This window comes from Isoptericola sp. NPDC019571 (assembly GCF_044389385.1).
Taxonomy (GTDB): Bacteria; Actinomycetota; Actinomycetes; order Actinomycetales; family Cellulomonadaceae; genus Isoptericola; species Isoptericola nanjingensis.
In genome coordinates this window covers 181096-202910 of record NZ_JBIRXZ010000010.1, presented here as the reverse complement: position 1 = coordinate 202910, position 21815 = coordinate 181096, and the positions used below count along the sequence as shown (strand labels likewise).

At 72.9% G+C, this 21815-nt stretch carries 20 protein-coding genes; 11 read left to right on the top strand and 9 right to left on the bottom strand.

Annotated elements, in window-relative coordinates; translation table 11 throughout:
- Positions 1–25: 25 nt before the first annotated feature.
- From ACH443_RS17515 to ACH443_RS17495, 5 genes are all read right to left on the bottom strand, one after another.
- Complete coding sequence (locus ACH443_RS17515; protein WP_430591037.1) at positions 26–1201, bottom strand: hypothetical protein; 1176 nt, start codon at positions 1199–1201, stop codon at positions 26–28.
- A gap of 277 nt (positions 1202–1478) precedes the next feature.
- Positions 1479–2798 carry an aminotransferase class I/II-fold pyridoxal phosphate-dependent enzyme gene (locus ACH443_RS17510; RefSeq protein ID WP_430591036.1) on the bottom strand — a complete coding sequence of 440 codons (1320 nt, stop codon included), beginning with the start codon at positions 2796–2798 and terminating at the stop codon, positions 1479–1481.
- Between the two features lie 64 nt (positions 2799–2862).
- Positions 2863–3381 carry an SRPBCC family protein gene (locus ACH443_RS17505; RefSeq protein WP_430556582.1) on the bottom strand — a complete coding sequence of 173 codons (519 nt, stop codon included), beginning with the start codon at positions 3379–3381 and terminating at the stop codon, positions 2863–2865.
- A complete protein-coding gene (locus ACH443_RS17500) occupies positions 3378–4301 on the bottom strand; it encodes a hypothetical protein (protein ID WP_430591035.1) in 924 nt (307 codons plus the stop codon). The genes ACH443_RS17505 and ACH443_RS17500 overlap by 4 nt, the downstream gene beginning before the upstream one ends.
- Positions 4298–4789 (bottom strand): OsmC family protein, encoded by a 492-nt coding sequence (locus ACH443_RS17495; RefSeq protein ID WP_430591034.1) that lies wholly within the window; start codon positions 4787–4789, stop codon positions 4298–4300. Before ACH443_RS17495 ends, ACH443_RS17500 begins: the two co-directional genes overlap by 4 nt.
- Positions 4790–4994: 205 nt before the next feature.
- On the opposite strand from ACH443_RS17495, the gene ACH443_RS17490 reads away from it, so the two are divergent.
- Together ACH443_RS17490 and sigJ are read left to right on the top strand one after the other, a co-directional pair.
- Positions 4995–5741, top strand: a complete 747-nt coding sequence (locus ACH443_RS17490; protein WP_430591033.1) for an SDR family oxidoreductase — start codon at positions 4995–4997, stop codon at positions 5739–5741.
- A gap of 10 nt (positions 5742–5751) precedes the next feature.
- Positions 5752–6669: an RNA polymerase sigma factor SigJ gene (sigJ, locus tag ACH443_RS17485; RefSeq protein WP_429764373.1), complete on the top strand. Its 918-nt coding sequence runs from the start codon at positions 5752–5754 to the stop codon at positions 6667–6669.
- Here the strand turns inward: sigJ and ACH443_RS17480 are convergent.
- Entirely contained in the window at positions 6651–8033 is a 1383-nt protein-coding gene (locus ACH443_RS17480; protein WP_430591032.1) for an NAD(P)/FAD-dependent oxidoreductase, read from the bottom strand. The genes sigJ and ACH443_RS17480 overlap by 19 nt on opposite strands.
- 238 nt (positions 8034–8271) lie before the next feature.
- Here ACH443_RS17480 and ACH443_RS17475 point away from each other — a divergent pair, with 238 nt between their 5' ends.
- The 9 genes from ACH443_RS17475 to ACH443_RS17435 all read left to right on the top strand — a co-directional run bounded on the left by ACH443_RS17475 (position 8272) and on the right by ACH443_RS17435 (position 17500).
- Entirely contained in the window at positions 8272–9075 is an 804-nt protein-coding gene (locus ACH443_RS17475) for a thymidylate synthase (protein WP_429764375.1), read from the top strand.
- Positions 9076–9088: 13 nt separating this feature from the next.
- Entirely contained in the window at positions 9089–9607 is a 519-nt protein-coding gene (locus ACH443_RS17470) for a dihydrofolate reductase (RefSeq protein WP_430556577.1), read from the top strand.
- A gap of 327 nt (positions 9608–9934) precedes the next feature.
- The gene (locus tag ACH443_RS17465) at positions 9935–10918 is read left to right on the top strand and encodes an ABC transporter permease (protein WP_429764377.1); all 984 of its coding nucleotides are present in this window, start codon (positions 9935–9937) and stop codon (positions 10916–10918) included.
- The gene (locus ACH443_RS17460; RefSeq protein WP_430591031.1) at positions 10918–11592 is read left to right on the top strand and encodes a YesL family protein; all 675 of its coding nucleotides are present in this window, start codon (positions 10918–10920) and stop codon (positions 11590–11592) included. Before ACH443_RS17465 ends, ACH443_RS17460 begins: the two co-directional genes overlap by 1 nt.
- Before the next feature lie 14 nt (positions 11593–11606).
- Positions 11607–13118, top strand: a complete 1512-nt coding sequence (locus tag ACH443_RS17455; protein ID WP_429764379.1) for an extracellular solute-binding protein — start codon at positions 11607–11609, stop codon at positions 13116–13118.
- A gap of 84 nt (positions 13119–13202) precedes the next feature.
- Positions 13203–14546 (top strand): glycoside hydrolase family 28 protein, encoded by a 1344-nt coding sequence (locus ACH443_RS17450; RefSeq protein WP_429764380.1) that lies wholly within the window; start codon positions 13203–13205, stop codon positions 14544–14546.
- Complete coding sequence (locus ACH443_RS17445) at positions 14543–16051, top strand: extracellular solute-binding protein (protein ID WP_430591030.1); 1509 nt, start codon at positions 14543–14545, stop codon at positions 16049–16051. The genes ACH443_RS17450 and ACH443_RS17445 overlap by 4 nt, the downstream gene beginning before the upstream one ends.
- Before the next feature lie 7 nt (positions 16052–16058).
- The gene (locus ACH443_RS17440) at positions 16059–16577 is read left to right on the top strand and encodes a hypothetical protein (RefSeq protein WP_429764382.1); all 519 of its coding nucleotides are present in this window, start codon (positions 16059–16061) and stop codon (positions 16575–16577) included.
- Entirely contained in the window at positions 16574–17500 is a 927-nt protein-coding gene (locus tag ACH443_RS17435) for a carbohydrate ABC transporter permease (protein WP_429764383.1), read from the top strand. Before ACH443_RS17440 ends, ACH443_RS17435 begins: the two co-directional genes overlap by 4 nt.
- A gap of 83 nt (positions 17501–17583) precedes the next feature.
- On the opposite strand, the gene ACH443_RS17430 is transcribed toward ACH443_RS17435, so the two are convergent.
- The 3 genes from ACH443_RS17430 to xylA all read right to left on the bottom strand — a co-directional run bounded on the left by ACH443_RS17430 (position 17584) and on the right by xylA (position 21796).
- Positions 17584–18948 carry a serine hydrolase domain-containing protein gene (locus ACH443_RS17430; protein WP_430591029.1) on the bottom strand — a complete coding sequence of 455 codons (1365 nt, stop codon included), beginning with the start codon at positions 18946–18948 and terminating at the stop codon, positions 17584–17586.
- Between the two features lie 77 nt (positions 18949–19025).
- Complete coding sequence (xylB, locus tag ACH443_RS17425) at positions 19026–20510, bottom strand: xylulokinase (RefSeq protein WP_429764385.1); 1485 nt, start codon at positions 20508–20510, stop codon at positions 19026–19028.
- A 119-nt stretch (positions 20511–20629) separates the two neighbouring features.
- Positions 20630–21796, bottom strand: coding sequence for a xylose isomerase (gene xylA / locus ACH443_RS17420; protein WP_430591028.1), 1167 nt, complete (start codon positions 21794–21796; stop codon positions 20630–20632).
- Positions 21797–21815 lie beyond the last annotated feature (19 nt).

Sequence of the window (21815 nt, the reverse complement as noted above, 5' to 3'; positions counted from 1 at the left end):
CCTGTTCGGCGTCTCGGGGCCCGTGTCAGGACGCCGGGGTGGGGGTCGGCGTCGCGGCGGGGTCCTGCTCGGCGTCGGGGACGGTACCCCCGGTCCCCGTGCCGGCGCCGGTGTCCGTGCCGCCCTCCGACGAGTCGGACCCGTCGCCGGCGCCCTCCGCCGGCTCGTCGGTGTCGGTGCCGCCCGTGGGCTCGTCGGTCGGGGTGTCGGTCTCGGTGCCGTCCGTCGGCTCGTCGGTCGGCTGGTCCGTGCTCCCGTCGGTCGGCTCGTCGGTCGGCTGGTCCGTCGTGCCGTCGGTGGTGCCGGTGGTGGACTCGTCGGACCCCTGGTCGCCGGTGCCCGTGCCGGAGTCGTCCTCGGGCACGTTCGTCGGGTCCTCGGCGGGGCTCGTCGGGGCGGGCACGGTGGTCGAGTCGTCGGAGCCGTTCGAGGTGCGGCTGATGCTGGTGCCGGACCCCTCCTGACCGCGCACGGCGTCGGACAGCGGCTTGCCGATGACGAGCTCGACGACCAGCACCACGCCCATGACGACGACGAACAGGGCCGCCGCCGACAGGGCCAGCACCTTCTTCGTGCCGTGCTTCTCCACGAAGCGCAGCCAGGCGTTGCGCGGCTCCGGCTCCTCGCACTCGGGCGCGTCGTCGCCGGCGGCCGTCCCGCCGTCGGGCCCCGCGCCGTCGTCGGCCGCGAGCTCGGTGCCGACCGCGCCGACCGGGCCGAGGGGCCGGGTATCCCCGAGCACCTGCGTCGAGTCGAGCGGCGCGGTGGCGTCGAGCGGCTGCGCCCCGGCGACGGTGCCGTCGGCCAGGGTGTCCGCGGCGTCCGACGTGCTGACCACCGTGCCGCGCGCCGTCGTGGCGGTGCCGCTGACGCGGATCGCGGCGGTGCGCGAGCGCCCGACGCTCGGGCCGGTGCGCGCCACCACCTTGGTGACGACGGGCTTGAGCTGCTCGTGCGTCTTCTCGATCGAGCGCGTGTAGAGGAAGTTGCCGATGACCGTGATGACGCTCGCGAGGCCGGCGCCGATGATCGTCCCGGCGACGCCGAAGAAGGACATCAGCACCGTGGCGCTGACCGCGGCGAGGGCGCTCGCCACCACCTGGGTGAGCGAGAGCCGGGTCTTGGCGGGGGCGTCCTTCGCGTCGTCGTGCGGGTCGTCGACGGGGGCGCCCGGGGCGGAGTTGCGGGGGGAGGAGGTCACGGAGCGTCGGGTCCAGGTCGGGGTCGTCTGTCCGACGCCCGCCGCACCCGCCGGCACGAAGGCCTCGCGCCGCGGGCTTCGGCGTCTGCCGCGGGCGTCCCCAGCAGCCTAGGCCGGGCGTGTGCAGGTCGCAGCGGGCCGTCGTGACCCGCCCCGAGAGGAAGCGCGAAGATCCTGTGATCCCGCAGGCCCGGAGTGTTGTGAGCGGACGATTGGCCCCGTCATGGCCTCACGACAGGGCCAATCGTCCGCTCACAACGCTCTGGGTGGGTGACCGTCAGGACGCGGCGGCGGCCTCCGCCGCGGCGAGCAGGATGCAGGTGGCGACGCCGTCCATCGCGACGCGCACCTCGTCCAGCGGCGGCATGGTGGGCGCGAGGCGCAGGTTCCGGTCGTTCGGGTCCTGGTGGTACGGGAAGGTGGCGCCGGCCGGGGTGAGCGCGATGCCGGCCTCCTTGGCGAGCTGCACCACGCGCGCCGCGGTGCCCGGGACGACGTCGACGGAGACGAAGTAGCCGCCGTCGGGCCGGGTCCAGGTGGCGACGCCGGCGTCGCCGAGCCGCGCGTCGAGGATGTCGACCACGGCGCGGAACTTGGGCGCGAGGACCTCGCGGTGCTTGCGCATGTGGGCGCGCACGCCGGCGGCGTCGCCGAAGAACTGCGCGTGCCGCAGGTGGTTGACCTTGTCCGGGCCGATGGAGCGGATGCCCAGGTGCTTCGTGAACCAGGCGACGTTGGCGGGCGACGACGCGAAGAACGCGACGCCGGAGCCCGCCAGGGAGATCTTCGACGTCGACGCGTACAGGAGCACGCGGTCGGGGTTGCCGGCCTCGGCGGCGAGGCCGATCGCGTTCGCGGACTTCTCCTCGTGCTCCGTGAGGTGGTGCACCGCGTAGGCGTTGTCCCAGAAGATGCGGAAGTCGGGGGCGGCGGCGGGCATCGACACGAGGCGCCGGGCGACGGCCTCCGAGACGACCGAGCCGTCCGGGTTGGCGTACGTCGGCACGACCCACAGGCCCTTGATCGTCGGGTCGTCGGCGACGAGCGCGGCGACGGCCTCGGCGTCGGGGCCGTCGGGCGTCATCGGCACGGTGACCATGCGGATGCCCAGCTCCTCGCAGATCGCGAAGTGCCGGTCGTACCCGGGCACGGGGCAGACGAACGTGATCTGCTCCTCGCGCGACCAGGGGCGCTCGGAGCCCGGCACGCCGAACAGCAGCGCCTGCACGATCGTGTCGTACATCAGCGTCAGCGAGGCGTTCCCCTGCGCGAGGAGCTGGTCGACGGGCACGCCGAGCAGCTCGGCGAAGATGGCGCGCAGCTCGGGCAGCCCGGCGAGCCCGCCGTAGTTGCGCGTGTCCGTGCCGTCCTCGGCCGTGTGGTGGCCCTCGCCCGGCAGAGCCAGCAGCGCCTCGGAGAGGTCGAGCTGCTCGGCGGACGGCTTGCCCCGCGTGAGGTCGAGCCTCAGGCCGCGGGCCTGCAGGTCCGCGTACTCGCGGCGCAGGTCCCCGAGCCTCTCGGCGAGGTCGGCGGCCTGGGCGGTCGGGGTGGTGGACGACGGCGCGGTGGAACCCTCGGTGCTCACCCCACGGACCATACCGGCCGTGGGTCGGCGGCGGCAGGGCGTCCCACGACGGCGGGGCGCCGGTCGCCGCGACCGGTCAGCGCCGGCGGTCGAGCGCCCGCGCGAGCCGGCCCAGCGAGAGGCGCATGAAGCCCCGCAGGGCGATCCCGACCAGCGGCGCGGTGACGGCGCGGGGGAGCGGGCCGGCGAGGTACGCCTCCTCCCACCACACGACGCGGCAGCGGCCGGCGTCCATCGGGACGACGTCGAAGCCCGCCTCGCCGAGCAGCACCGGGCCGAGCTTGCGCAGCCGGGTGCGGCCGACGCGCGCCGCCGCGGTGGAGGGGCGTTCCAGCTGCTCCACGACCATCCGGTCGATGACCACGAGGCGTGCCAGGGCGGCGCCGGGGTCGCGCCGCGCGCCCGGGCCGCTCGCCATCGTGTAGCGGTCGCCGACCTCGGGGCCGGGCCCGGCCGCCCCCTCGAGCCTGGTGGCGATCATCCACCGCGGGTGGGTGCGCAGGTCCGCCACCCAGGCGAACGCGACGGACGCCTCCACCGGGACGACGCGTGCCACCTCGACGTGGTGGGCGCGGGGCGTGGCGGGCGTCGTCACGAGCCGTCGTCCTCCGGCGTGCGGCCACGCCCCTTGCGGCGCGGCAGCCACCGGCTCGGCGACGTGCGCCGGGGCGCGTCCGGCGCGCGCAGCGTCGGGACGTCGTCGCCCGGCTCGAGCACCAGCTCCACGACGCGGGGGAAGTGCTCGGGCGGCGGGCCGAACGCGCGCCGCGACTGCGCGACGACGCCGTGGCCGAGCGCGCGCCCGCCCGCGATGCCCACGACGAACCCGACGCCGAACGGCAGCAGCCGACCGAGCGCGAGCGAGCCCTGCTTGGCGACCTGCCGCTTGAGGAACTGGCGGGCGAGCGTCTTGTTGACCCGCTTGATCGTCGTCTGCGGCATGGACGTGAGCAGCACCTTGCCCCACGCCACGGAGGAGCCGCCGATCGCGTTCTCGACGTCCTTCGCGCCCCGGTCGCCCAGCACGGTCGCCAGGAGCAGCGCGCGACGGCGCGGCACGTCGTCGATCTCGATGCCGTGCACGTCGGCGACGGCGAGCGCGAACGCCGCCGACGCGCCGAAGAACGTGGCCACGTCGCCGGTGGTGAGCGCCGTCGCCGCGGCCGTCCCGACCGACGGCGCCGCGGCCGCCGCGCCCACGGCGCCGCCCGCCGTCGTCAGCAGGGTCAGGTACTCCTTCTCCAGGATCCGCACGATCCCGGCCGGGTCGGCCTCGGGGTTTCGTGCCCGCAGCCGGTCCACGTGCTTGTGGATCGCGGCGGACGGGATCGTCACGGCCTTGTCGAGCAGCGCGTCGAGCAGCGGCGTCGGCCGGTACCGGGCCCACTCCTCGCCGCGCGCGGCCGGGTCCCGGACCTCGGTGAGCTCGTCGCCCGCCCCGTCTCCCGGCACGTCCGGGCGCACGACCTCGTCGCCCGGCGTCGGGCCCTCGCCACCCCTGCCGCGCCCGGTCACGACGCGGCTTCCTCCGCGTCGCCGGCCGGCTGCTCGAAGACGGCCGGCGGCACCAGGGCGCCCGCCTTGAGGGTGCGGCCCACGGTGCAGGCCCGGTCGATCGAGCGCTGCGCCAGCAGCAGGGTCTTGTTCCGCGTGGCCTCGTCGAGCCCCGACAGGTCGATCTCGAAGCGCTCGGTGAGCACCGGGTACCGGTCCTCGTCCATGTCCTTCGCGTCCTCGACCCGGATCACGGCCTCGTACGCCTCGCCGAGCACCCGGGCGAACTTCGTGTCGCTGCTCATGCCCGCGCACGCGGCCAGCGCGATCTTGAGCAGCTCGCCGGGCGTGAAGACGGCGCCCGCCTCCACGGGGCCGATCTCCACGCTGGCGCCGCGGGCGGTGTGCCCGCGGTAGGTGCGGTTGCCGGTGCGCTCCACCCACAGCGGGTCGGTGGGCGACGGCGTCACGGGGGCTGCGGTGTCGGGCGCGGTGCTCTGGTCCGTCATGAGGTGATCCTCCCACTGCTCGTCCGGGGAAGTCCGGGACGTCCCGAGGAGAACGTGCGGGCCGCCCGTCCGATTCCGGTGTGGCCGGGGTCACACGACCGCGCCTGTCACGGACCGCCGCGGTCCCCGGTCGACAGGGTGTCGGGCGGCCACCGGGCCGCCCGCCGCAGGGACACCTCAGCAGCACCGCAGAGAGGACAGGCTCATGAAGATCGTGGTCGTCGGTGGGACGGGACTCATCGGGACGCAGGTCATCGCACACCTCACGGAGGCCGGGCACGACGCGGTCGCCGCCGCGCCCAGCACGGGCGTGGACACCCTGACCGGCGAGGGCGTGGACGCGGCGCTCGCGGGCGCCGACGTCGTCGTGGACGTGTCGAACTCGCCGTCGTTCGCGGACGACGACGTGCTGCGCTTCTTCGCGACGTCGACGCGCACGCTGCTCGACGCCGAGAAACGCGCGGGCGTGCGGCACCACGTGGCGCTGTCGATCGTGGGCGCCGACCGCAACCCGGACTCCGGGTACCTGCGGGCCAAGGTGGCGCAGGAGGAGCTGATCCGCTCCGGCGGTGTCCCGTGGACGGTCGTGCGCGCCACGCAGTTCTTCGAGTTCGCGCCGCGGATCGCCGACGGCGCCACGGTCGACGGCGTGGTGCGCATCCCGCCCGTCGGGTTCCAGCCGATCGCGTCGGCGGACGTGGCGCGGTTCGTGGCCGAGGCGGCCGCGGGGCAGCCGCGCGATGTCGTGCTCGACGTCGCCGGCCCGGAGCGGGTGCGGTTCGACGAGTTCATCGCCGCCGCGCTCGGGGCGTCGGGAGACGCCCGCGAGGTGGTGGCAGACCCGGCCGCGTCGTACTTCGGGGCCGTGCTCGCGGACGACTCGATCGTGCCGCAGGGCGACGCCCGGCTCGGCGCCGTGACGTACGCGGACTTCGCCGGGGCGCGGGCGTAGCGTTGGCCGCATGACGTCGCGTCCCGACGCGCCCGAGCGCCCCGGCCCCCTCGACGACACCGAGGGCGCCGGGGCGCTCGACGCGTTCCTCGCCGTCCGGCCGCAGCTGTTCGGCATCGCCTACCGGATGCTCGGGGGCGTCGCCGAGGCGGAGGACGTCGTGCAGGACGCCTGGCTCCGCTGGCAGGGCACGGACCGCGACCAGGTCCGGAACCCGGCGGCCTTCCTCACGACCGTGACGACGCGGCTCGCGATCAACGCGGCGACGTCGGCGCGCGCCCGTCGCGAGACGTACGTCGGGCCGTGGCTCCCCGAGCCGGTCGACACCTCCGACGACCCCGCGCTGGGAGCGGAGCGTGCCGAGGCCCTCGAGCTCGCGACCCTGCTGCTCATGGAGCGGCTCACGCCGGTGGAACGCGCCGTGTACGTGCTGCGGGAGGCGTTCGGCTACCCGTACGGGCGGATCGCGGAGATCCTCGACCTCACCGAGGCGAACGCACGCCAGCTCGCCCGGCGGTCGCGCGACCGGCTCGGCACGCGCGAGGCGGTACCCGTCGACCCCGGCGAGCACCGGCGCCTGCTCGACGAGCTCGTGGCCGCCGCGCACGAGGGCGACCTCGCGCGCTTCGAGCGCTACCTGGCCGACGACGTCGTCGCGCGGCCCGACGGCGGCGGGCGGGTGCACGCGTCGCGCGTCGAGCTGGTCGGCCTCGCGCGGGTGTCGCTCTTCCTCGACAACGTGTGGCGCAAGTTCTGGGACGCCGGCACGGTGCGCGCCGTCGAGGCGAACGGCCTGCCCGCCGTCGTGGTCGACCTGGACGGCGCGCCGTTCGCGCTCCTGGCGCTCGACGTCGTCGACGGGCGGGTCGAGCACGTGTACGTCCAGGTCAACCCCGACAAGCTGGCGGGCTACGCCACGGCCTCCTGAGCGTCGTCCTGCGCGGCTCTCACGTCGTCGGGCGCGTCGTCGGGCGTGGTGGCCGCGGCGAACGCGGCGCGGGGCGTCTGCACCGACGCGAGGGAGACGACGTCGCGCCCGAAGGCCGCGGCGGTGAGCCAGACCGCGAGCACGCGGGCCTTGCGCTCCCACGTCGGGACGGCGAGCAGGTGGTAGCCGCGGTGGACGAGCCACGCGAGCCGGCCGCGCACCACGATCCCGCGGGACTGGAAGATGCCCGACCCCAGCCCCAGCGTGGCGATGACGCCGAGGCTGCCGTGCACGTACGGGCGCGTGGGGCGACCGTGCAGGCTCGCGACCAGGTTGCGCGCCAGACGCCGGCCCTGCCGGACGGCGTGCTGCGCGTTGGGCACGGCGAGCGCGCCGGGCCGCGCGACGGCCAGGTCGGGCACGGCGGCGCCGTCGCCCGCGGCCCACGCGTCGTCGACGGGCTCGTCGTCCGTGCCGACCCGCAGGTCGGGCCGCACGACGACGTACCCGCGGCGGTCCACCGGCAGGTCGGTGTGCGTCGCGACCACCGGGTTCGCGGCGTTGCCCGCCGTCCACACCAGCAGCCCGGACGCGAACTCCTCGCCGGTCGAGAGGCGGACGACCCCGTCGACCGCGGACTCCAGGCCCGTGCCGAGGTGCACGCGCCCGCCGCGGCGCTCGAGCTGCTCCACGACCCACCGGCCCGGGCGGTCCGTCACCTCCGGCAGGATGCGGCCGCTGAGCTCCACGAGGTGGAACCGCAGCTCGGTGGCGTCGATCTCCGGGTACCGGGGGAGCAGGTCGTGCGCGAGCGACAGCAGCTCGCCGAAGCCCTCGACGCCGGAGAACCCGCCGCCGACGAACGTCACGGTGAGCAGCCGCTCCCGCTCCGGGCCGCGCGGCAGGCTCGCCGCCCGGTCGAACGACGTCAGCAGCCGGTCGCGGATCGCGACCGCCTCCTCGACGTGCTTCATCCCGATGGCGTGCTCCGCGACGCCCGGGACGGGGAAGACGCGCGTCACCGCGCCCGCCGTCACCACGACCGTGTCGTAGGGCAGGCGGTACGTCTCTCCCGAGCGCGGCCGCACGACCACGACCCGGTCCGCGTGCTCCACGCGCACCACCGACCCGTCGACCAGCCGCGTGCGGCGCAGGTGTCTGCGGTGGGCCACCGCCGCGTGCCGCGCCTCGACGGACCCGGCCACCACCTCCGGCAGGAACGGCTGGTACGTCATGTACGGGCGCGGGTCGACGAGCACCAGCTCCACCTCCCCGCGCCGCAGCTCCCGCCGCAGGCCCTTCTCCAGCTCCCGGGCCGTCGTGAAGCCCGCGTAGCCGCCACCGACGATCACGATGCGTCGCATCACTGCCTCCTGTGCCGCGCCCGTCGGGCGCTCTCACCACGTCGACCGCGCAGCGCCCTCCTCCGTGACTGCCGCGGGGTGTGACGTCCGAGACGTCGGCGCGGCACTTCGGGCTCGGGTCGGCAGCTCGAACTGCCGACCCGAACCCGAACTGCCGCCGTGAAGGCCGGTCCGGGCTCCGCAGCGACGCGCCGTCGCGGCGCCGCCGGCGGTGTCGCGAGGGTCGTAGGGTTGCCGCATGGCTGCGATCCCCACCCCCTACGAGGACCTCCTGCGCGACGTGCTGGAGCACGGCACGCACAAGGAGGACCGCACGGGGACGGGCACGCGCAGCGTGTTCGGGCGGCAGCTCCGCTACGACCTGCAGCAGGGGTTCCCGCTGATCACGACCAAGCGGGTGCACCTCAAGTCGATCGCGTACGAGCTGCTCTGGTTCCTGCGCGGCGACTCCAACGTGCGGTGGCTGCAGGAGCACGGCGTGACGATCTGGGACGAGTGGGCGTCGCCGGAGGGCGAGCTGGGCCCGGTGTACGGCGTGCAGTGGCGGTCGTGGCCGACGCCGGACGGGCAGCACGTCGACCAGATCGCGGGCGTGATCGACCAGATCAAGGTCGACCCGGACTCGCGCCGCCTCATCGTGAGCGCGTGGAACGTGGCGGAGCTCGCGGACATGGCGCTGCCGCCCTGCCACCTGCTGTTCCAGTTCTACGTGGCGGACGGGAAGCTGAGCTGCCAGCTCTACCAGCGCTCCGCCGACCTGTTCCTCGGCGTGCCGTTCAACATCGCCTCGTACGCGCTGCTCACGCACATGGTGGCCGCGCAGACCGGCCTCGAGGTGGGGGAGTTCGTCTGGACGGGCGGCGACTGCCACGTCTACGACAACCACGTCGAGCAGGTCCGCACCCAGCTGGAGCGCGACCCGTACCCCTACCCGACGCTCCGCCTCGCGCCGCGCGACTCGATCTTCGACTACGCGTACGAGGACATCGAGGTGCTCGGCTACCAGCACCACCCGGGCATCAAGGCCCCGGTCGCGGTCTGACCCCGGCGACGACGTGATCGGTCTGATCTGGGCCCAGGCGCACGACGCCGCGGGCCGGCCCGTCATCGGCGCCGCGGGCGAGATCCCCTGGCGCGTGCCGGAGGACTTCGCGCACTTCAAGGCGACGACGGCGGGGCACCCCGTCGTCATGGGGCGCCGCACGTGGGAGTCGCTGCCGCGCCGCCCGCTGCCGGGGCGCACCAACGTCGTCGTGACGCGGCGGCCCGGCTGGTCCGACGAGGGCGCGGTCACCGCCGCGTCGATCGACGAGGCGCTGGCGCTCGCCGCCGCGGCCCCCGGCGGGGACGAGGTCTGGGTGATGGGCGGCGGCGAGGTCTACGCCGCGACCCTGGCGCTCGCCGACCGGCTCGTCGTCACCGAGATCGACCTGGCGGTCGAGGGCGACGCGTTCGCCCCCGTCGTCGATGCGCTGACCTGGGAGATCGCCGACGACGGCGCGTGGGCGACGTCGTCCGGCCCGGACGCCCTGCGCCATCGCGTGCGCACCTACACGCCCGTCCCTGCGAGGTAGTTCGAGCCGTGCCGAGGTAGTACCCGTTCCCGGTGCCCCGGTTCCACCTCGCCGTGACCGGGTACTCCCTCGCCACGACCGGTACTACCTCGGCCCGGGGCCCGCTACCTCGCCGAGACGGGGCCACCCGGCGGTCTCGTGCTTCCTCGGCGAGCGCCAGATCACGATCTCGACACCGATCGGTGGAAGGCGCTTGCCGATTCCGGGACCTGTCCGGTACCTTTCCGAGAAACCGGTTACCGGCGCGTTTCACCAGGAGCGCGGACAGCTCGAGGACGAGCAGAGGGGCACGCCAATGGTGGTTGTGATGATCGAGGGGACCGCGCGATGAGCGCGGTCACCGCCGCGAAGACCGCGGCTCCGACGACGCCGACGACGTCCGGTGGCGGCGTGCCCGCGCGCCCGCGCCGCAAGCGCGTGCCGGCGCTGTGGAAGCACAAGGCGCTCTACCTCATGGCAGTGCCGGGGATCCTGTACTTCATCCTCTTCAAGTACGCGCCCATGGGCGGGCTCGTCATCGCCTTCCAGGACTACCTGCCGTTCCTCGGCATCGGCGGCAGCCCGTGGGTCGGCTTCGACCACTTCGTGCGCTTCTTCTCCGAGGACACGTTCTACGTCCTGCTGCGCAACACCCTGATGATCTCGCTGGGGATGCTGATCTTCGCGTTCCCGGTGCCGGTCATCCTGGCGCTGCTGCTCAACGAGGTCCGCACGAAGTGGTTCCAGCGCAGCATCCAGTCGGTCGTCTACCTGCCGCACTTCCTGTCGTGGGTGATCGTCGTCTCGATCTTCTACGTGCTGCTCACGACCGACGGCGGGTCCGTCAACAACCTGCTGGTCTCGTGGGGCTTCGACCCGGTCCCGTTCCTCACCGATCCCGACTGGCTCCGGCCGATGTACATCTTCCAGGAGATCTGGAAGGGCGCCGGCTGGGGCACCATCGTCTATCTCGCCGCGATGACCGCGGTCGACGTCCAGCTCTACGAGGCGTCCGAGCTCGACGGCGCGGGCCGGATGCGCCAGGCCTGGCACATCACGCTGCCGGCCATCCGGCCCACCATCATCGTGATGTTCATCCTCGCCATCGGCGACTTCCTGGAGCTCGGCTTCGAGCACATGTTCCTCGTGATGAACTCCCTGAACCGCGACGTCGCCGACATCTTCGACACCTACGTGTACACGGCGGGTATCGAGAACGGGCAGCTCAGCTACGCGGCCGCCGTCGGCCTGTTCAAGGGGCTCGTCGGCCTCGTCCTCGTGGTCTTCGCCAACCGCCTCGCCAAGCGGTTCGGCGAGGAGGGCGTCTACTGATGTTCTCCTTCGAGGGCTTCGTGCGGATCGACGCGATCTGTCGCGGCATCTTCCGGGTCGCGGCCCTGAGCGTGCTGTGGCTTGCGACGACGATCCTCGGGCTCGGCCTGCTCGGGTTCGGCCCGGCGTCGTACGCGACGGCGAAGTCCGTGGACCGCTGGCTGCGGCACGGCGAGACGCCCCCGCTCGCCCGCACGTTCGTGGCCGACGTCCGCGAGCGGACAGGCGAGGCGATGCTCGCCGGTGCGGTCGTCCTGGGTGCGGGCGGCGTGATCGTCACCAACGTCTTCCTCGCCCCGACGTGGATCCTCCAGGCGGTCAACGTGCTGGCGCTCGTCGTGCTCGGTGTCGCCACCGCCTACGTCTTCCCCGTCATGGCCACAACCGACATCGCCACCACGCGGCGCCGGTTCGCCGCAGCGCTGCTCATCGGCTTCGGCTCGCTGCACTGGACGATCATCGGCGCAGCCGCCGTCGGCGCGGCCTGGTGGCTGCTGTGGACGTACGCCACGCCGCTGCTCCTGCTCTTCGGGGCCGGGCTCCCGGCGTTCGTCGTCGGACTGGTCACCCGCATCGTCTTCCGCCCCCTGGAGGAGTCCCCGGAGGTCCCGGGCTCCACCCACCGTTCCTTGCACCACCCGATGATCTCGCCTGCGACGGAGCAGGTGTCATGAGAGGAGCAGTACCCATGCGCAAGACCCTGTTCGCCAAGGGTGCGGCCGCGGCCGCGGTGGCCGCGCTCGCGCTCACCGCTTGCGGCAGCAACGGTTCGGGCGACGACGACGGCAAGGCCGACGACAGCCCGATCACCTGGATGTCGATGCTGCACACCCCCGTGACGCCGGACGCGGACGGCCCGATCCAGACGGCCCTGGAGGAGTACACCGGCCAGGAGTTCAAGATGCAGTGGGTCCCGGACGCGTCGAAGGAGGAGAAGATCAACTCCGCCCTCGCGTCCGGCCAGCTCGCCGACATCGTGTCGCTGACGGTCACCGACAGCACGACCGTGCGTCAGGCGCTCAAGGCCGGGCAGTTCTGGGACGTGGAGCCCTTCCTGAAGGACTTCCCGAACCTGGCGAAGATCGACCCCGACACCCTCGAGGCCGCCAAACTGGACGGCAAGCTCTACGGGGTCCCGTTCCAGAAGATCAAGACGCGCTACGGGGTCGTCGTCCGCCAGGACTGGCTGGACCACCTGGGCCTGGAGACGCCGCACACGATCGAGGACCTGGAGAAGGTCGCCGTCGCGTTCACCAAGGACGACCCGGACGGCAACGGCAAGGACGACACCACCGGGTTCATCGACCGCGAGGAGAGCTTCCTCGTCGGCTTCCGCTCGCTGACCGGGTACTTCGGCGCGGGCGACAAGTTCTCCGTCGACGACTCGGGCCAGGTGCACGCCGCGTTCGCCAGCGACGAGTTCAAGCAGGCGATGGAGTGGTACCGCGGCGTGTACGAGCAGGGCGCGGTGAACCAGGAGTTCGTCACGGTCCAGAAGCAGAACCAGCAGGACGCGATCGCCCGCGGCAAGGGTGGCATCGTGGTCACGGGTCTGTTCGAGGCGAAGAACTACGTGGACCTCGCGCAGAGCGCCGACCCGAAGACGCCCATGAAGTGGGCGCTCGTCAACGACATGACGCTCGACGGCCAGCCGCACCACATCATCACCGACACCGGCGGCGGCATGGGCGGCTGGCTCGCCCTGCCGAAGTCCGAGGTGAAGGACGAGGCCGAGGTCAAGAAGGTGCTGGGCTTCCTCGACAAGCTCATGGACGAGGAGCCGTTCGGCCTCATGACCAACGGTGTCGAGGGCACGCACTACTCGCAGGACGCCGACGGCGTGGTGACGATCGAGGACCAGACCGCCTGGGAGCAGGAGGTGCAGCCGTACTCGTCGTCGCGCCCCTCGGAGAAGATCGTCACCTACAAGAGCACGAAGCCCTACGTGGACGAGGCCAACGAGAAGATGGCCGCGCAGGAGCCGGACGCCGTCATCAACCCGACGCAGTCGCTGAGCTCGGAGACCTTCGACCGGCAGTGGTCGACGATCGAGGACAAGGCGATGGACGCCTACAACCGCTACCTCACGGGCCAGATCGAGATGGCCGACTACGAGGCGGTCGTCGAGGACCTGCGCGGCCAGGGCCTGGACGACATCGAGGCGGAGTTCACCGCGGCCTACGCCAAGGTGAACGGCTGACCTTCCCGAGTCGGTGAGCGGGCGTCCGGCCCCGAGAAGGCCGGACGCCCGCCCGCCGCACCAGGCACCACCGAGAGGCCACACGTGCACACCCTCGACGAGACCCTCGCGACGACGACCCTGCAGGCCGCGATCGACGACGCCGCGGCGTCGGGCGGCGGCACCGTGGTGGTGCCCGCCGGAACCCACCGCACGGGAGCCCTGCGCCTGCGCTCGCACGTCGAGCTGCACCTCGAGGCGGGCGCGCGGCTCGAGTTCGTGCCCGATCCCGCGCTCTACCCGCCGGTCGAGGCCCGCTGGGAGGGCGCCAGCTCCACCATCCACCAGCCGTGCGTCTACGCGCACGGCGAGACCGACGTCGCGATCACCGGCCGCGGCACGATCGACGGCGGCGGCGCGGCCTGGTGGGACACGTTCCGCCACGACCGGGAGTCCCTCGTGCACCCCCGGCCCACGCTCGTCGGGATCCACGAGTGCACCCGGGTGACGATCCGCGACGTCACCCTCACGAACTCTCCCGCCTGGACCGTCCACCCGCTGCTGTGCGAGGACGTGAGCGTGTCCGGCGTGCGGATCCACAACCCCGCCGACTCGCCCAACACGGACGGCATCAACCCGGAGTCGTGCCGGAACGTGCGGATCAGCGACTGCCACATCGACGTCGGCGACGACTGCATCGCGATCAAGGCGGGCACCGAGCGCACCGCCGAGCGCGTGCCGTGCGAGAACATCACGATCACCGGCTGCACGATGGTGCACGGCCACGGCGGCGTGGTGCTCGGCAGCGAGATGAGCGGCGGCATCCGCAACGTCGTCATCACCGGCTGCGTGTTCTCCGGCACCGACCGCGGGATCCGGCTGAAGTCGCGCCGCGGGCGTGGCGGCGTCGTCGAGGACGTGCGCGTGGCGAACGTGATCATGGACGGGGTGCTGTGCCCGTTCGTGATCAACCCCTTCTACTTCTGCGGACCCGACGGCAAGGAGCCGTGGGTCGGCGACCGGTCGCCGCACCCGGTGGACGACCGGACGCCCGCGTTCCGGCGGATCCACCTGGCCCACGTGACCGCCCGCGGGGTGCATGCCGCGGCGGCGCACCTGTACGGCCTGCCCGAGGCGCCGCTCAGCGAGATCACCCTCGACGACGTGGCGATCTCGTTCGCCGAGGACGCGGTGCCGGGCGTCCCCGCGATGGCGGCGGGGGTCGAGGCGGTGGCGCGCGCGGGCATCCGCGTCGGGTACGTGGCCGACTCCGCCTTCACCCGGGTGCGGGTGGTCGGGGCGGTCGGCCCCGAGGTGACGGCCGAGGCGAGCCCCACGCTGCGGCTCACCGACGTGACCGGCCGGATCGAGCGGGACGACACCGGCGTCTCCCGCGCGTCGAGCACGCCTGCGACGGAGCAGGCGACACGAGAGGAGCACCTCGCATGAGGAAGAACCTGTTCGCCAAGGGTGCGGCCGCGGCCGCGGTGGCCGCGCTCGCCCTGACCGCGTGCGGCAGCGACGGGTCCGGCGACGACGACGGTGCGGCGGGCGGCCCCATCACGTGGATGGCGACGCTGCACACGCCCGTGACGCCGGACGAGGACGGCCCGATCCAGACCGCGCTGGAGAAGCACACCGGCGAGGACTTCAAGGTCCAGTGGGTGCCGGCGGCGTCGTCGGCCGAGAAGCTCAACGCGGCGCTCTCGTCGGGCGCGCTCGCCGACATGGTGTCGATGGCGCCGGTCGACAGCTCGACCGTGCGGCAGTCGCTGACGTCGGGGATGTTCTGGGACGTGGAGCCCTACCTGAAGGACTTCCCGAACCTCGCCGAGATCGACCCGCAGACGCTGGACGCGGCCCGCCTGGACGGCAAGCTCTACGGGGTGCCGTTCCAGAAGATCAAGGCGCGCTACGGCGTGGTGGTCCGCCAGGACTGGCTGGACCACCTGGGCCTGGAGGTGCCGCACACGATCGAGGACCTGGAGAAGGTCGCCGTCGCGTTCACGAAGGACGACCCGGACGGCAACGGCAAGGACGACACCACCGGGTTCATCGACCGCGAGGAGAGCTTCGACCTGGGCTTCCGGTCCCTGTCGGGGTACTTCGGCGCCGGCGACGACTTCGAGGTGGACGACGCCGGCCAGGTGCGCTCGACGCTCGACGGCGACGCCTTCAAGCAGGCGATGGAGTGGTACCGCGGCGTGTACGAGCAGGGCGCGGTCAACCAGGAGTTCGTGACGATGCAGAAGACGAACCAGCAGGACGCCATCGCGCGCGGCAAGGGCGGCATCGTGGTCACGGGCCTGTTCGAGGCCAAGGGCTACCTCGCGCTCGCGCAGGACGCGGACCCCGAGACGCCCATGACGTGGGCGCTGGTCAACGACATGACCTCGGGCGACGTGCCACGCAGGATCCTCACCGACACGGCCGGCGGGCTCGGCGGCTGGCTGTCCTTCCCGAAGTCGGAGGTGAAGGACGAGGCCGAGCTCCAGCGGGTGCTCGGGTTCGCCGACAAGCTGCTGGACGAAGAGGCGTTCGGCCTCATGACCAACGGCGTCGAGGGCACGCACTACTCGCAGGACGCCGACGGCGTGGTGACGATCGAGGACCAGACCGCCTGGGAGCAGGAGGTCCAGCCCTACTCGTCGTCGCGGCTGTCCGAGAAGGTCGTGACCTACAAGAGCACCGAGCCGTACGTCGACGAGGGCAACGAGAAGATGCTCGAGAACGAGCAGTACGCCGTCGTCAACCCGACGCAGTCGCTGTCCTCCGAGGCCTACGACCGGCAGTGGACCACGGTCCACGACGCGGCCAAGGACGCCTACAACAAGTACGTCGTGGGCCAGATCGAGATGGCGGACTACGAGGCCGCCATCGAGAAGCTCCGCGGGCAGGGTCTGGGCGACATCGAGCAGGAGCTCACGGCCGCCTACGCCGAGGTGAACGGCTGACATGGCCATGACCGACACGCCCGCCCGCCGCGCCGCCGGCGACGCCGCGCCCGAGCCCGCCGGTCCGGCGGTCGTCGTCCGGCGCACCGTCGAGCTCTGGGTGGCCGGGGTGGCGGCGGCCTTGACGACGCTCTCCCTCGGCGCGTTCACCCTCGTGGTGAACGGCGTCGACGAGGCGACGTTCGCCGACACGCTCTACCCGTTGCTCGCCGACGGCGGGGTCGCCGGCGCGGCGGGCGTCCCGGTCGACGCCGCGTACGAGGCCACGCGCACGCTCGCGGCGTGGTTCAGCCTCACCGTGCCGGTGGTGCTCGGGCTCACCGTCGTCGGCTTCGCGCTCGCGCGCCGCCGCCCCGCCCGACGCACGACCGGGTGGTGGTTCCTCGCCGCCGGGCTCGCCTGCCTCCTCGGCAGCCAGCTCCTGCTGTACCCGATCGCCTTCGGGTTCTTCGTCACCGCAGGGCTCTTCGCCCTGCGCACGACCGACCAGCATTCCGACCAGCCCCGAACCGGGAGTTCCAGATGAGCAAGATCGCCGCGGCAGCGCCCGCCGCACGGCCCCTCCGCCCCACGGGCCGGACCCGCAAGCCCTCGGTCGGGGTGCGCGTCTTCCAGGTCGTCAACGTGGTCGTCCTCACGGGCTTCGCGCTGCTGTGCCTGATCCCGTTCCTCAACGTGCTGGGCAGCTCGCTCGCCACCCCGGGCGAGATCGCGACCCGGCCGTTCATCCTGATCCCGCACACGTTCACGCTCGACGCGTACCGGTACATCCTGTCGACGTCGACGATCTTCCAGGCGATGGGCGTCTCCGTCATCGTCACCGTGGGCGGGACCTTCCTCAGCCTGCTGGTCACGGCGCTCATGGCGTACGCGCTGTCCAAGCGCTACCTCAAGGGCCGGCGGGTGATCAACTTCCTCGTCGTGTTCACGATGCTGTTCAGCGGCGGCATGATCCCCACGTTCATCGTGGTGCAGAAGCTGGGGCTCATCGACTCGCTGTGGTCGCTGATCCTCCCGGTGCTGATCAACGCGTTCAACTTCGTCATCATGCGCAGCTTCTTCCAGGGCATCCCGGACAGCCTGGAGGAGGCCGCGCGCATCGACGGCTGCTCGGACCTCGGGGTGTTCCTGCGGATCGTGCTGCCGCTGTCCCTGGCGTCGATCGCGACCATCGGCCTCTTCTACGCCGTGTACTACTGGAACACGTACCAGGCGGCCATCCTCTACATCAACGACTCGGAGAAGTGGCCCATCCAGGTGCTGCTGCGTCAGATCGTCATCGTCGCGTCCGGCATGAACGCCGACGAGAGCGCCGTCGACGTCGTCCCGCCCGCGCAGTCGGTGAAGATGGCCGTGATCTTCGTGGCGACGCTGCCGATGCTGCTGGTGTACCCGTTCATCCAGCGGTTCTTCGTCAAGGGCGCGCTGATCGGCTCGGTCAAGGGCTGACCCGGGGATCGTGGTGGGCGCTTGTTCGGCGCTGTTCGCGAGACGAATAGCGCCGAACGAGCGCCCACGACGATCGGGTGGTGTCAGCGGGAGTAGGCCGCGTGGAACGTCCACCGCGGGTCGAGCGTCTCGCCGAAGCCCTGCGACTGGACGGCGAGGGCGCCGTCGTCGGCCAGGGCCAGGCGGAGCCGGAGCGTGGCCAGCTCGTCGCCGTGGGTCCCCGCGCGCACGTCGAGGGTGCCGGGGGCGGACCAGCCCGCCGTGACGACCGCCGGCTCCTCGCCGATCCGGGTCGTCAGCGGGCCGGTCGTGTCGAGCGCGATGGACCAGCCGTCGGACGACGCGATCGTGCCCCCGGCGGCGTCGACATCGAGCGTCAGGTCCGCCGGGCCAGAGCCCGGGGTGCGGCCGGCCCAGGTGCCGGCCAGCGGACGCGCGTGCGCGGCGTCGTGCCTCGGGGTGGGCCAGGTGAGCGTCGTGACGGCGGCTCCCGCCGGGGGCGCGGCGGCCTCCCCGCCCGCCCGCACCAGCTCGCGCGCGGGCCCGACGAGGTGGTCGAGGACGAGGTCCAGCAGCTTCTGGTCGCCGCTCGCCGCGGCCTGCGAGTCGGCGGTGACGACCACGGTGACCCCCGGCTCGGGGTCGCCGTAGACGATCTGCCCGCCCATCCCGAACATCAGCCAGCCGCCGGCGGGCGGCAGCCACAGCTGGAACCCGTACGCCGCGCGGAACGGCCCGCCCCAGGTCTGCATGGCGGGGTCCGACTGCGGCGACGTCGCGGCCGCGAGGTATTCCGCCGGGAGCAGCCGCGCGCCGTCGTGCACGCCGCCGTCGTTGAGCAGCCGGGCCAGGCGGGTCAGGTCGTCGGGCGTGCCGATCAGGCCGGAGCCGCCGTGGCTGAAGCCGTCCGGGCCGGGCAGGAAACGTAGGCCGGGGGAGATGCCGAGCGGGTCGAGCACCCGCGGGCGCAGGTAGTCGGCGAGCGTGCCGCCCGTGGTCCGCTCCACGAGCGCGGCCAGCGTGTACGACGCGCTGGTGTCGTACGTGAACAGGGTGCCCGGCGGGTGCGTGGGCTCCACGCGGAAGTACGACTCCAGCCAGCCTCCGCCGCGCACCTTGTACGTCGTCGAGCGGTGCGGGCCGACCATCGCGAGCATGTGCCGCAGCGTCGTGGCCTCGAGCCACGGGTGCGGCGGGTGGCCCGCGACGAGGTCGGGGAAGTGCCGCACGACCGGGTCGTCGAGGGACAGCCGCCCCTCGGCGGCGAGCAGCCCGACGGCCAGGCCGGTGACCGTCTTGGACACCGAGAACATCCGCTGCGGGACGTCGTGGCCGCGGGTGGGTGCGACGGCGGCGACACGTCGGTCGTCGCCCACGCGCACGTCGAGGGTGTGCAGGGCGATGTCGTGCGCGACGGCGCGCTCGACGAGCGGGTGCAGGTCGATCATGGCGCCAGCCTAGTAATCGCTTTCCCGCCGTGCCAGGGTCCTCGTCGCGCCCGTCGGGGGCGCGGCGAGGACCAGGCTCAGACCAGGTCGCGGACGGCGGCGTACTGCTCGCGGACCACCGGGCGCGGGTCGGCGTCCAGCGTGGTGGCGACCGTCGTCGACCAGGCGGGCGCGGCGACGTCCGGGTCGGCCGCGGCCGCGAGCACCCACGCGGCCTGGCGCGCGGCCCCGTCGGCCACGTACTCGCCCGGCTCGGGCACGCCGATCGCGAGGCCGAAGACCTGCGTCGCGACCTGCTGCACCGCGGGGGACTGGGCGGCGCCGCCGATGAGCATGACGCGCTCGATGGGCACGCCCTGGGCGCGCAGCGCGTCGAGGCCGTCGGCCAGGCCGCAGAGCATGCCCTCCACGTAGGCGCGCGCGAGGTGCTCGCGGGTGGACGTCGCGAGGCGGACGCCGTGCAGCGTGCCGGTGGCGTCGGGGCGGTTGGGGGTGCGCTCGCCCTCGAGGTAGGGCACGAGGACGAGGCCGTCGGCGCCGGGCGGGGCGGCGAGCGCGAGGTCGGCGAGCTCGTGCACGTCGACGTCGAGCACCGCGCGGGCGGCGTCGAGCACGCGGGCGGCGTTGAGGGTGACCGCGAGCATGAGCGCGTTGCCGGTGGCGTCGGCGAAGCCGTTGATGGCGCCGGAGCCGTCGGCGGTGCGCGTCGGCGCCACCGCGGACACGACGCCCGACGTGCCGATCGAGATCGCGATGTCGCCGGGGGTCATGCCGAGCGCGAGGGCCGCGGCCGCGTTGTCGCCGGCGCCGGGCCCGATGAGGGCGCCGCCCTCGACGTCCGCGCCGGCGACCGACGCGTGCGCCACGCCGCCCGCCTCTGCCGGGCCGAGCACGCGGGGGAGCGTGACGTCGTCGCGCCCCAGGGCGAGCGTCAGCAGGTCGGGGCGGTACGCGCCCGCGCCGTTCTCTGCCTCGGCGTCGTAGTAGCCGGTGCCGGACGCGTCGGAGCGGTCCGTGACGAGCGCGTCGAGCCGCGGCCCGAGCGGCGACTCGCCCTCGGGGCCGTAGCCGGCGATGCGCCAGGTCAGCCAGTCGTGGGGGAGCGCGACGGCGGCGACGCGCGCCGCGTTCTCGGGCTCGGCGTCGCGCAGCCAGCGCAGCTTGGTGACGGTGAGGGACGCGACGAGCACGGACCCGACGGCGTCGGCCCAGGCCTGCGCGCCGGCCTCGCGGTCGCCGTCGCCGAGCTCGGCGATCAGGTCCTCGGCCGCGGCGGCGGAGCGGGTGTCGTTCCAGAGGATGGCGTCGCGGACCACGCGGCCCTCGGCGTCGAGCGCGACGAGGCCGTGCTGCTGGCCGCCGACGGCGATCGCGGCGACGTCGTCGAGGCCGCCGGCCTCCTGCGCCGCGGACCGGAACGCGTCCCACCAGTGCTGCGGGTCGATCGACGTGCCGTCGGGGTGCTTCGCGGTGCCGGAGCGCACCAGGGCGCCGGTCTCGGCGTCGCGGACGACGATCTTGCAGGACTGCGTGGACGAGTCCACGCCGGCGACGAGGGGCATCGTTGCGTCTCTTTCAGGCGGGTCGGGTACCGGAGAGCGTTGTGGGCGCTCGTCTGGCGTCGTTCGCGGGGCGAACTGCGCCAGACGAGCGCCCACAACACTCGGGCGGGGTGGGTTGGTCAGCCGATGAGGTGGCGCAGCGCGAGCTGGTGCAGCCGCACCAGACCGTAGTCGCGCTCGGCGACCGCGTCGACGTCGAGGTCCTCGTAGGCGGAGCGGTCGGCGAGGAAGGCGTCGAACGACTCGCCCTCGGCCAGCGTCGGCTCGCCCAGCTCGAAGATGCCGGCGTGCTCGAACGCCTTCTGCACCTCGGCGTCCTCGCGGTACGCCTTCGACTTGGCGGCGAGCATGTCGTAGGTCTCCATGTTCGCCTTCGCCGACTCCCAGACGCCGTCGAGGAACTCGGTGCGGCTGGGCTTGTAGTCGAAGTGGCGCGGGCCCTCGTAGCGCGGGCCGCCGTTGGGGAAGCCGTTCTCGAGCATGTCCACCGTGAAGAACGCGCTCAGCAGGTCGCCGTGACCGAAGACGAGGTCCTGGTCGTACTTCGGCCCGTGCTGGCCGTTGAGGTCGATGTGGAACAGCTTGCCCGCGTACAGCGCCAGCGCGAGGCCGTGCGTGTAGTTGAGGCCGGCCATCTGCTCGTGGCCCGTCTCCGGGTTGAGGCCCACGATGTCGCCGTTGTCGAGCGTGTCGATGAGGGCGATGGCGTGGCCGATGCTCGGCAGGAAGATGTCGCCGCGCGGCTCGTTGGGCTTGGGCTCCAGCGCGATGCGCAGGTCGTAGCCCTTCTCCTTGATGTACGCGGCGACGGTGTCGATGCCCTCGGCGTAGCGGGCGTGCGCGGCGTGCAGGTCCTTGGAGTTGTCGTACTCCGTGCCCTCGCGGCCGCCCCACATGACGAACGTCGAGGCGCCCATCTCGGCGGCCAGGTCGGCGTTGCGGAGCACCTTGCGCAGGCCGTAGCGGCGCACCTCGCGGTTGTTCGAGGTGAACGCGCCGTCCTTGAAGATCGGGTGCGTGAAGGTGTTGGTGGTGACCATCTCGCAGACGAGACCGGTCTCCTCGGAGGCCTTCTTCACCGCGTCGATGTGCTTCTGGCGCTCCGCGCCCTCGGAGCCGAACGGGAAGACGTCGTTGTCGTGGAAGGTGAAGCCCCACGCGCCGAGGTCGGCCAGCTTGCGGATGGAGTCCGCCGGGTCCAGGTCGGGGCGGGTCGCGGTGCCGAACGGGTCGGCGGCCGGCCAGCCGACGGTCCACAGGCCGAACGAGTACTTGATGTCGCTCACGGATCTCTCCTCGTCGAGT